The organism is Acinetobacter endophylla, assembly GCF_053543775.1.
Genome location: NZ_JBLVOM010000251.1, coordinates 1 through 10,284, shown reverse-complemented (window position 1 = coordinate 10,284; position 10,284 = coordinate 1). Strand labels below are relative to the sequence as shown.

Genomic DNA, 10,284 nt, shown 5'->3' with positions numbered 1-10,284 from the left:
AAGTTGAACAAGTTGAACAAGTTGAACAAGTTGAACAAGTTGAACAAGTTGAACAAGTTGAACAAGTTGAACAAGTTGAACAAGTTGAACAAGTTATTATAAGTAATTAAAATTGTTAAATATTCATATTGCTCATGTATCAACATCTTGAGCAATATGATCTAATTTCTATCCATTTTAATTAATGGATGTTGATCATGTTGATCATGTTGATCATGTTGATCATGTTGATCATGTTGATCATGTTGATCATGTTGATCATGTTGATCATGTTGATCATGTTGATCATGTTGATCATGTTGATCAGAGAGCTTACGTTTTTCTCATATTCTAAGTTGAATTCATACATTAGACTTCCGTCATAAATCAAAAAACGTACAATTTATTTGATCTTAAATTAATCAGCAAAATTATTTAATTCAAGGGATAATCCTTGGATGAAATTCAAAGATATTCAAAAATTATCAGACGTTAAGTTTCGTAGGCTTACCGGTGTTAGTTGGGCTACATTTAACCTCATGTTGGCCGAGCTAAATAAGCAGTTACCTCGTCATATTGGTAAAGGACGACCGCATAAATTACCGTTGGAAGATCGTTTGCTCTTATGTATAGAATATTGGAGAGAATATCGAACATTTTTCCATCTTGGTATGAGTTACGGTGTATCTGAAACGAGTGCAATTCGTATCACACGTGTTATTGAAGATACCTTAATCCGTTCTGGAAAATTTAACTTGCCAAAACAACTTCCTAATCGAGATGAAGTGGATTGGGAAGTTATTGTGATTGATGCCACTGAAATATTAGTTCAACGTCCAAAAAAAACAGAAGAAATGGTATAGCGGTAAAAAAAAGCGACATACCTTTAAATTTCAGCTATCTATGCACTATATAACAGGTGAAATACTGAGTGTATGTGGAAGTCATGGAAGCATGCATGATTTTAAAATATTAAAAAAAAGCATGAGGAAATTAAAATTTAAGCCCTTTTTTATCGTTGATAAGGGTTATTTAGGGATAAAGAAATTGGGTTTTGGATGCCTCATGCCATCTAAAGCAAAGAAAACTGAAAAACTAGATTCTGAATTAAAAAAGTTAAATAGAGAGATTGGTCGTAGACGAATTCAAGTAGAGCATGTATTTGGAAGGATGAAATGTTTTAAGATTTTATCTTGTGTATATAGAAATCGTCGTAAAAGATTAAACCTGCGGTTTAATTTACTTGCTGGCATATACAATTTAGATTGGGTGAAAGATAAACAATTAAATTGATTGAAAAATGATTTATGAAGGAAGTCTATTGATTACAAAGAAATATTTTATTACATATCAAACCTTGAATAATTACTAACCATCACAAAATAAAACAAATAGACTTTAAATAGAGCACAAAATGACAACAGAGGAACAGACTCCAAATTTAGAACAAGGTCACCCAATTAAAGTTTTATCGTTAAATGGTGGTGGTGTACGTGGGTTATATACCATTACCTTACTTGCAAATTTAGAAGCATTGATAGAAAAGCGTGAGAAACGTGAAAATGTTAAAATTGGTGAATATTTTGATCTAATCGCAGGTACGTCAATAGGCGGTATTTTAGCCCTTGGTCTAGCATCAGGCAAAAGTGCACGGGAACTGCAAGATGCTTTCGAAGCAAATGCACAGAAAATTTTCCCAACTAAACGATTTAAGAAAAAACAATGGTGGAATCTACTACGTCGTTCAATCTATGACAGTGAACCTTTGTACGAAACAGTAAAAAATATGATCGCAGAAGATCTGAAATTTGAAGATCTTAAAACACGGGTAATGATTACATCTGTCAACCTTTCCACTGGCAAGCCAAAGTTCTTTAAAACTCCACACAATCCGAATTTCACATTTGATCGTGAAATTCGGTTAATTGATGCAGCAATGGCAACATCTGCTGCCCCGACCTATTTCAAACCACATTATATTGAGAAATTAGGTCATTACTTTGCTGATGGTGGTCTTGTAGCTAATAACCCAAGTTTTGTTGGAATTCGTGAAGTTTTGATCGATATGAAAAATGACTTCCCGGATGCTAAACCAGAAGATGTGCATGTTTTGAATATCGGTACACTTAGCGAAGATTATTGTGTCAGTCCTGCAGTACTTTCAAAAAACTGCGGCAAGGGTTACTTGAGCCTTTGGAATATGGGTGAACGTATCGTTCTAACTACAATGACAGCGAATCAGCATTTGCAACGATTTATGCTTCTACGTGAATTTAAAGCTCTAAACATTGAGAAAAACTATGTTGAAATCGATGAAACGATTCCCAATGAAGCAGCATCTGAAATTACATTAGATAACGCATCTGAAAGTAGTCTGCAATCTCTACGTGGAATGGGAAGGAAATTAGGTCTTGAGCGTTATTCTGAAGATCCAGAATTGCGTAAATTCTTTGTCAATCCAGCTAAACCATTTAACACTGAACCATCTCAGGAGAATGCAGCATGACCTGGAGTTTTCACAGCTACTATACCAATCGTGATACCGGTCTCATCGGTAAGCTGATCCTTGCTGAGCATGAAAAAGAAGGCTTAAAATCACTACGACAAATCGTCCGTGAACGTATACGAGATGTCTTTGACGAAGCCAAACAACTTGTAAAAACATCAAAGCAGTTTGATTCAGCCCTACAATTTCGAGCTGAATTTAAGAATACGCATTTCAAGTATCTTTCAGTTGATGACCAACGAAAGTTATCTGAACTCATTATGGAGCTTTCACCTGATCTTAAAGTTGAGTTTATGAAGATCAATCCTCGCTTTTGGACGCAAGGAAGCTTCATGTATGACACATTGAATCGTCCATACAAACCCTCTCAAGAAATGGACATTGATGATGGCACATATCTTCCGATGCAGTTCTTTGAAGATAAGCCGGCAATTGGTCATCAGCTTCTATTGCTCTTGGTTGATGCCTCTCTTAAATCTCTGGCTGTTGAACGTTATGGATGGTCATTTGAAGCGAAAGAAACGTGTGGACGTATCAAAATCCCTGCCGAAAGCGTCCATATAGATATACCGATGTATGCTATCCCTTTTGAGAAATTCATTGAAAAAGAGGAGCTAATCAGAAAGTCTGCTAACACTCAGATCTTTGGTGAAATGTATGACAGCGTTTCAGCTGCCGACCATGCTCTTTATGATCAAATTGAAACTGACTGTGTAAATCTAGCCGTACGTAAGGACGATGCAAAATGGATTAAGAGTGATCCTAAAGATGTCCACTTGTGGTTCCAAGATGCATGTCAACGTACTGGTCAACATCTACGAAAAGTTTGTCGAATTCTTAAAGCATGGCGCGATGCCGGTGATTGGAAAGAAAGCAATGGTCCATCTTCAATATCATTAATGGCAGCCGTGGTCGAGATCCTAGACAATACACATGTAGATACTAAAGATTTTGGGTCATTAATGCTGACTGTCGCAAAAAAATTGCCTGAAATGTTCCTAAATGGCGTAGAGAGTCCAGATGAGAACGATGATCGTCCATTGTTCCCTCCTTACTATGAACATGAACCTAAGCACGAAGAAGTCATGTATAAGCTTCACGATTTGGTAAGCTCTCTCGAAGCTGCCAATGTAGCGAGTACCAAACAAGCTGCATTAAACATTCTAAATGGCGAGTATGGCGATCGTGTCCAGGATATTAGTCTGATTGTCGCTCAAGCAGCAGCTCCGGCCTACGCAAGCACTCCATTAAAAGCAAAAGAAGCTGCCATCATCAGTACTTCAATGAAAAGCGGTTGATTGAGTGTCAGAATTGCATACTGTGATGCTTGGCTGCGGGTATAAATACCTGACAGCCAAGCAACGAAAGAAATATGAGGCTCTCTCTTCAATTGAAGAGAAATATCCTGTTTACCTAAAAGATTTCTCAACTTCTGAGGGGATATTCACTATCGCCTTAGAAATAAACTATGACATTTATACAATTTTGCCGTGGGCGCACATCATCAGCAAACCATCAAAGTTTGACGACATGCTACTACCTCATGTCAACAATAATGGGAATCTTTGCTACGTAGAACAAATGGAAGCTGATTGGGATCCTAATGATCTTGATAATCTATATAGGACTATAGATCAACAGATTCAACGCACTTTAGACAATTCAATTGAGTCTTTAAAGAATGGTAAAGTAGATCAGGTTGAACTTGAGGGTGAATTTGTCGCTTACTGGAAAGCTGAACGACTAACCTATGCTCTGTCAGACCTGAATTCATTGAATGGTGAAGTTGCTTATCTGACTCGAAACACTACTAATGATGGTTCTAAACGTACTGAATCCTTATTGTTTGGGCTCCAAGATAAAGATATCCAAGAAAAATGGCTGAGCCAAAGATCACTTGAAGAAACTGACAAACGGAAACTCAACGTTTTTTGTCTTACAGTTAGACCTACCAAGCTTTCTGGTGTTCATTGGCCACCGAAAGATGCCAAGGCTCTATTTCAATGGTTGTCTAAAGTAGACCACAATGCCAAAGCACATTTGGTTCAGTATTTTGTAGACCATCCTACGACTAAACATCATTTGATCGTATTGGATGTAGATAAACAAGATACGTTCGGGGTAGTACTTGAACTGAATCTAAAAGCAGTACAGTTTACGACTTACGCAAATCCAAGAAAAAAAGGTAAAGGGGCAAGAAAGCTTAATTTAGAAAGAGCAAGTAGCATTCTCATGGGCAAATTCGCTTTTAATCAATTCCAAAGAATTGCATTTAAAAAGTCGGATAAAGATACCATCCTCTCACGTAATAGATCTAGACCTGAGACTGGTGATCTTCGGACAAAGCGTATCGCTTTAATTGGCTGCGGAACCATTGGCGGCTACTTGGCAGAGCTTTTGATTCGCTCCGGTGCAGGCATGGGAACCAAAAGTTTAGATTTATATGATCATGATACCTATGGACCTCACAATTTTGGCCGCCATACATTAAGTACAAAAGACTTCGGTAAGTACAAAGCAGTAGCATTGAAAGATAGACTTATTGATTCAACCCACCTCACAGCAAATGTTGAAGCTCATAAATATGGGTTTCCTATTATGAAGTCTTTCCTATCACATTATGACATTGTGATTGATGCTACTGGTCGAGGACCTGTATCAAAACGCTTAGCAAAAGTTAGCCGAGAGATTGATGTTGAGAATAGACCTATCATTATTCATGGATTCAATGATGGAAATGGTATCGCATCAAAAGTATTCATAGATAGCTCAGATGGTTGTTATAACTGCCTCTGTGGTGATCCAGCTTTCTATAAAAATGGTACAGATATTCGTTTTGAGAAGTTATTAGATATTAACCAAAAGAAAGTGTCATGTGGCAACACATACACACCGTATGATGCAGCTGTTAGTGTTGTGACCGCTGCATTAATACAAGAGGCAGTTTTATCTACTTTAGAAAACGAAAGAGAGTGGAATTACAAAGAACATCTCTTTATGGGAGGGCGTACGAAAAAGCCGAGTTGGATTCGGAAACAAACATTTTGTGGGATCTGTAATGGTCGATAAAGAACTTGTTTTCAAAGCTCTAGACGAATCCTTAATTGTAATTTCGACTGAAGTGGCAAATAAACTCCTTTCACACCGCCAAACAAATGTTTGTAGCCCTGAAAGTGCTGGCGTCTTGATAGGTGAGCGTAGAGGTATCCATGTAGTAATAACGGAATTATCAGAACCTAGCAAATGGGATATCAGGAGTAGGTTCATGGTAGATCGAATCAGTAAACATCATCAAAAGGTTGTTGATGATGCTTTTAAAAAGAGTAATGGTGAATGGCATTATTTAGGTGAATGGCATACACACCCAGAAGATGTACCCACCCCCTCAATGACTGATCATTCCAGTTGGAACAAGCATCTAAAATCTGATTTACCATTAATTTTAATTATTGTGGGTCGCACACATTTTTGGGTAGGGAAAAAATTTAAAAAAAATATTGAAGTATTAACTCAAATTTAATTTTTGATTTTCCCATTTAAAGCTGATATTAAAATACAAATTAAATTTATAACCCATTTAATAAAATCCATTTTCTTCTACGAACTGCGGATCTAGCAAGTGTAGTTTCATAATATTCTGAGTAGGTCAAATCCCCTGAATTAATAACTTGACGCAAATAATAATCTTCTTGCATTTCATCACAATCAGGGCAAGCATTTGAAACATATTCTTGTTTGAAATGTTTGCTATTTCTCAATTTTAAATAACCAAATTTATATGTGGACCTTAACTCTTTCCTATTAATATTATCTAAAGCATTAATTGGCAAATCTTTCAAGTCATACGAGTCTAAAAATACAAATTTAGAATTATGCTCTATATAATAATCCCCTTGAAGAACTAAATTAAAAACTTTACCACATCTAAAACATTTAGAAGGATACATACCAAATCTAATTAGATATTTGACTTTATTTAAGCTAAAAAAATGCAAATCTCCACTAAAAATACTTTTAAGCGTCAAACAAAATTCAAGTTCAACTTCTTTTTCATTAATATTTTTATTCGGTATCTGAGGAAGATAAATATTAAAAACCATAAACTGTTTCGTTTCAGCATCAAAATATATAGGCAATAATGAGACACCATTTTGATTAGAGTAATATTCCTTTAAATAATGATTTGTAGATTTAGAGTTTCTTTTCATTTTCATGAACCACAAAACCTTAATTCCTGAATTTTTATATTTTTCACTTCTAATTTTAGTTTCTTCTATCGTTTGTCCTGACCACTGGATTTCTACTACGAACCGTTTATTTTCTTTTTCGGCATATATGTCTGCTATCCAAAGCTCATCTAATAAGGATAATCCCCTCTTCTCAACCTCTACTTGCCAGCCCATTTCGTGAAGCGTTTTGCATGCTAAATATTTTAGGAATTGATGTTCGCGAGATTCTCCATTCAAAGAGCTACATTTAGCTTTAACTCTGTGAGCAAAATATTTTGTGCCTAAAATACTTGTTTTAGGTATTGCATGATGCCCACAACATGGCATGTACAACCCCAAATCTAAATAATCTCTTTTTAGCTTAAGCCATTCTGAATCGTTAAAAGTAAAACTGAATAAATGCTTATCTACTAGAATACAATCAAATCCCATACAAGTCCTTTTATTTAATTTGGATTATGCAAAGCCTTTGAGTAAAAAACGATCCAACATCAATATAGTAGCAATTATCAATCTGGGTCATTTCTCGCACAATCGTATGCCCAAGATAGATGACATCAATGTTTTCTACGACATCATAATCATTTGAATAGTTTTTTATGCGCCCTCGCCCCCAAAGTGCGTTCGTGTAGGCCGATGTAATGCCAGGAATTACATAATCCCCTTTTGCTACATCCTGCTTAAATGTATTCCATTCGTTAAAGTCGATATCAGCATGAACCACCCCTATTTTCTTATTTTTCAGACTGAGCTCTATCACAATGGGTAAGGTCTCAAAAATTTTGATAATTTTATACTGATGATGTGATGGCAATTGATAGAACCACTCACCACCATTTCTTTCATGCAACTGTCTAAGCTTTAAATCAAACAAACCTTTAATGCACATTTCTTCATGGTTACCACGAACCGATTTAAACCATGGTTTATCTATTAATGAAATGCACTCTAAATTTTCTTTACCTTTATCTATTAAATCACCCGTACAAATCAATAAATCATTTTCAAAATCAAAATCGATAGTCATCAGTTGTCTCATTAGTAACTGATAAGAACCATGTAAATCACCCACAACATAGACTGATTTGAAAACTGATCCATCTATACTTTGAACATGATTCATCATGTCTGATCGTCACCTAATTGATTAAAGGCATTATGCAAATAAGAGTTTAGTTAATCCAATCATTTATAACTACAACAATAACGAAATAATAATCCTTGATCGCAATTGTATATCACCAGTCTAGATCTGGCTTTGCAGTCTGTATTTCCAGTTTTTGAGTTTTTTTATTGTTACCCGAAGCTCTTTTACGAGCTTTGCCTTGCAACTTAAGTAATTGAATAGGCGATAATGGCACTTCCGGTATTAAAACATTAAAATTATTCAGCATATTTAATGCGCTTAAAATCGCAATTAAATCTGAAAGTTTTACACTACCTTTCTCCGCATTCAACACCGTTCTACGACTCACCCAGGCTTTACTCGCAACTTCTTCTTGCGTCATATCTCGATTCAATCTAATGCTTTTTAATCGCACCCCTAAAACTGATGCAATATATATTGGACTGTCATCTTTTGAATACATCATTAGTCATAGCTCCCACCAATTTTTTTATTTATAAAATTATCTAATTAAAAATCAATCAGAATTACTAAAGTCGTTAAGTCCTAATATTGCACATAACCCGTACTATTTACCAGTTCTGTACAAATATTTGCACTTAATAAAAGATAAATTCCACTTAGTGCAAACTAAGCTAGACGACGGTGTCATAGTGAACTAATACATTGGCTCAATTTGAGCTTTTCTTCTTTATAAATAAAATAAGAAATATAATTATTAAATATATTTAGCGTTCGACAATTAAATTTATGTATTTTTCATGTTTTTTATAAAACTTCACTGATGGGCCTTGACGCACTTAGCTTTACTGGATAATCTTGTTTTACACAGCAAAATCTGTGTTCTGGCGTGGAAACCTGATAAAATCTGGGTGCAAATAAATGTCGCACTTGCGGCTATTTTTTTGCCTACTGTTTAAGCAGTCTTTATGGCGGCTTGACAGGGCAGCTTCGTGCTGGCTGATCCTAGATTCAGTATTTCCACCCCTGTCGGCCGCCACCATCTCACGTGGAAATGAGATGTGGTAGGTAAATTAAAACCTATCTAGGAAACTGCTATGAATATTAATTTCAATGGTGCAAACCCTTGCACTCCAAAAAAACTTGCTGCACAACTAATGATTGAAGCTGCAAAAATTCTAAATAATGAACAACGCCAAGCCTTAATCGACATTTTTAAGACATTAGATCAAGCTGAAAAATCAGTACCTCAACCTATTCTCCCTCAGCGAGAAGCTGACCCAAGCTCTAAAAATCTGTCTGAAAGTTTTGTTTATCAAGATGAATACAGCCAACAGGAATTCAATCAAGAATATTGGTCAGGTCATCACTGTGAATCATATAACCAGGAATATCCAGAAGACTGGCTGAAACGAACGCAGCAACGTCCTCGTAAAACCTTTTCAAACACTAATTACTGAGTTTTGAGTGAGAATGCTCATGACTAAAAAATCTAAGTTATTAGTACGGGGTGATTACCCACTTATCGCCTCTCCTACGCTTGCCCAAGCGTATGGAGTACCATCTGCAATGTTCTTGCAAAAACTACATTACTGTCTGCAAAGCAGTGATGCAAAATGCATACAGCAACAAAAGTACTTTTATCATAGCTATGAACAGTGGGCTGACACTTTAGGTATCTACAGTGTGTCGACTATTAAACGCATTGTCAGTAAATTGAAAAATGCTGGCATCCTTATTGTTAAAAAATTGGCACAGAATAAATGGCTTCAGACTAATTTTTATACAATCAACTACCGAAAGCTGAGCACCGTTGTAAAAGGCATTACGGAACAAAATCAAGCTGCAACGTCACCACAAGATGAATCTTCAATGAACAGCTCAATACAAGGAAATGGGGCTAAGCAACGTCATAATTCCTCAGTATTATCTATTACAGCTCCAACTATAACCAAGCCTAGATCAAGTAACCCAGCACCCATAGGTCTGCCTTCTCCGTTATCTCCTGTTGCACAAGCATCAGATTTACAAGCGATGTCGCCTGAGAAGCGAGGCTTATATCGTCAGCTTATACAGATGAAAGTTGATATTCATTATGATGATGCGAGGCTTGATGAATGGCTCAAACATAAGAATTTCATTGTTCAACAAGTGGCTTATCTTAAAGATCAGTTAGGACATTTAAAGATGCATTGGCATAGTCCTGAACATCTCGACTTGAGAGTCAATTAGTTAGCTCGACTTAAATAGATTATGAAACATGTGTTCATAGTTAGGCTTGGAACGTGATAAATTACTCTGTACACGACAAATTTCACAGAACCCTTATCCTATCAGGATTCTGCCTTCTTAAAATTGCCAAAATTTCCTTAAACTCTTCTTTTTTCCCAAAACCAATTAAACGCTGAATCGCCATTTGAACATAGTCTAAACCATAGCGAAATAAACTCATTGAGAGTCGTCCATGCTTCTTTATTTTTGTT

General features: G+C 36.0%; 11 protein-coding genes and 2 pseudogenes. 8 read left to right on the top strand and 5 right to left on the bottom strand.

Annotated elements, in window-relative coordinates; all coding sequences use genetic code 11:
* Positions 1 to 181 precede the first annotated feature (181 nt).
* Positions 182 to 349: a hypothetical protein gene (locus ACNPNW_RS13380; protein WP_448767054.1), complete on the bottom strand. Its 168-nt coding sequence runs from the start codon at positions 347 to 349 to the stop codon at positions 182 to 184.
* Positions 350 to 437: 88 nt separating this feature from the next.
* Between ACNPNW_RS13380 and ACNPNW_RS13375 the strand changes: the two genes are divergently transcribed.
* The 6 genes and pseudogenes from ACNPNW_RS13375 to cap3 all read left to right on the top strand — a co-directional run bounded on the left by ACNPNW_RS13375 (position 438) and on the right by cap3 (position 6,005).
* Entirely contained in the window at positions 438 to 842 is a 405-nt protein-coding gene (locus ACNPNW_RS13375) for a transposase family protein (protein ID WP_448767053.1), read from the top strand.
* 37 nt (positions 843 to 879) lie between these two features.
* Positions 880 to 1,272: pseudogene (locus tag ACNPNW_RS13370) on the top strand (transposase family protein); the annotation flags it as partial.
* A 121-nt stretch (positions 1,273 to 1,393) separates the two neighbouring features.
* Positions 1,394 to 2,485, top strand: coding sequence for a CBASS cGAMP-activated phospholipase (locus ACNPNW_RS13365; RefSeq protein WP_448767052.1), 1,092 nt, complete (start codon positions 1,394 to 1,396; stop codon positions 2,483 to 2,485).
* Positions 2,482 to 3,783 carry a CBASS cGAMP synthase gene (locus ACNPNW_RS13360; protein WP_448767051.1) on the top strand — a complete coding sequence of 434 codons (1,302 nt, stop codon included), beginning with the start codon at positions 2,482 to 2,484 and terminating at the stop codon, positions 3,781 to 3,783. Before ACNPNW_RS13365 ends, ACNPNW_RS13360 begins: the two co-directional genes overlap by 4 nt.
* A 4-nt stretch (positions 3,784 to 3,787) precedes the next feature.
* A complete protein-coding gene (locus tag ACNPNW_RS13355; protein ID WP_448767050.1) occupies positions 3,788 to 5,554 on the top strand; it encodes an E2/UBC family protein in 1,767 nt (588 codons plus the stop codon).
* Positions 5,544 to 6,005, top strand: coding sequence for a CBASS system CD-NTase/cGAS isopeptidase Cap3 (cap3, locus tag ACNPNW_RS13350; protein WP_448767049.1), 462 nt, complete (start codon positions 5,544 to 5,546; stop codon positions 6,003 to 6,005). The genes ACNPNW_RS13355 and cap3 overlap by 11 nt, the downstream gene beginning before the upstream one ends.
* Before the next feature lie 46 nt (positions 6,006 to 6,051).
* Here cap3 and ACNPNW_RS13345 read toward each other — a convergent pair whose 3' ends face one another.
* The 3 genes from ACNPNW_RS13345 to ACNPNW_RS13335 form a co-directional block, all read right to left on the bottom strand.
* Complete coding sequence (locus tag ACNPNW_RS13345; protein ID WP_448767048.1) at positions 6,052 to 7,146, bottom strand: competence protein CoiA; 1,095 nt, start codon at positions 7,144 to 7,146, stop codon at positions 6,052 to 6,054.
* A 10-nt stretch (positions 7,147 to 7,156) separates the two neighbouring features.
* Positions 7,157 to 7,840, bottom strand: a complete 684-nt coding sequence (locus tag ACNPNW_RS13340) for a metallophosphoesterase (protein WP_448767047.1) — start codon at positions 7,838 to 7,840, stop codon at positions 7,157 to 7,159.
* Positions 7,841 to 7,952: 112 nt separating this feature from the next.
* Positions 7,953 to 8,306 carry a helix-turn-helix transcriptional regulator gene (locus ACNPNW_RS13335; RefSeq protein WP_448767046.1) on the bottom strand — a complete coding sequence of 118 codons (354 nt, stop codon included), beginning with the start codon at positions 8,304 to 8,306 and terminating at the stop codon, positions 7,953 to 7,955.
* Positions 8,307 to 8,898: 592 nt separating this feature from the next.
* On the opposite strand from ACNPNW_RS13335, the gene ACNPNW_RS13330 reads away from it, so the two are divergent.
* Both ACNPNW_RS13330 and ACNPNW_RS13325 read left to right on the top strand, forming a co-directional pair.
* Entirely contained in the window at positions 8,899 to 9,261 is a 363-nt protein-coding gene (locus ACNPNW_RS13330; RefSeq protein WP_448767045.1) for a hypothetical protein, read from the top strand.
* A gap of 19 nt (positions 9,262 to 9,280) precedes the next feature.
* Positions 9,281 to 10,033 (top strand): hypothetical protein, encoded by a 753-nt coding sequence (locus tag ACNPNW_RS13325; protein ID WP_448767044.1) that lies wholly within the window; start codon positions 9,281 to 9,283, stop codon positions 10,031 to 10,033.
* Positions 10,034 to 10,115: 82 nt separating this feature from the next.
* On the opposite strand, the pseudogene ACNPNW_RS13320 reads toward ACNPNW_RS13325, so the two are convergent.
* Positions 10,116 to 10,284, bottom strand: a pseudogene (locus ACNPNW_RS13320) (IS4-like element ISAba33 family transposase); the annotation flags it as partial.

Coding starts and splice junctions, on each gene's coding strand:
- ACNPNW_RS13345 (WP_448767048.1), bottom strand. CDS start 7,146: ATGGGATTTGATTGTATTCTAGTAGATAAGCATTTATTCAGTTTTACT.
- ACNPNW_RS13330 (WP_448767045.1), top strand. CDS start 8,899: ATGAATATTAATTTCAATGGTGCAAACCCTTGCACTCCAAAAAAACTT.
- cap3 (WP_448767049.1), top strand. CDS start 5,544: ATGGTCGATAAAGAACTTGTTTTCAAAGCTCTAGACGAATCCTTAATT.
- ACNPNW_RS13325 (WP_448767044.1), top strand. CDS start 9,281: ATGACTAAAAAATCTAAGTTATTAGTACGGGGTGATTACCCACTTATC.
- ACNPNW_RS13365 (WP_448767052.1), top strand. CDS start 1,394: ATGACAACAGAGGAACAGACTCCAAATTTAGAACAAGGTCACCCAATT.
- ACNPNW_RS13360 (WP_448767051.1), top strand. CDS start 2,482: ATGACCTGGAGTTTTCACAGCTACTATACCAATCGTGATACCGGTCTC.
- ACNPNW_RS13335 (WP_448767046.1), bottom strand. CDS start 8,306: ATGATGTATTCAAAAGATGACAGTCCAATATATATTGCATCAGTTTTA.
- ACNPNW_RS13375 (WP_448767053.1), top strand. CDS start 438: ATGAAATTCAAAGATATTCAAAAATTATCAGACGTTAAGTTTCGTAGG.
- ACNPNW_RS13380 (WP_448767054.1), bottom strand. CDS start 349: ATGTATGAATTCAACTTAGAATATGAGAAAAACGTAAGCTCTCTGATC.
- ACNPNW_RS13340 (WP_448767047.1), bottom strand. CDS start 7,840: ATGATGAATCATGTTCAAAGTATAGATGGATCAGTTTTCAAATCAGTC.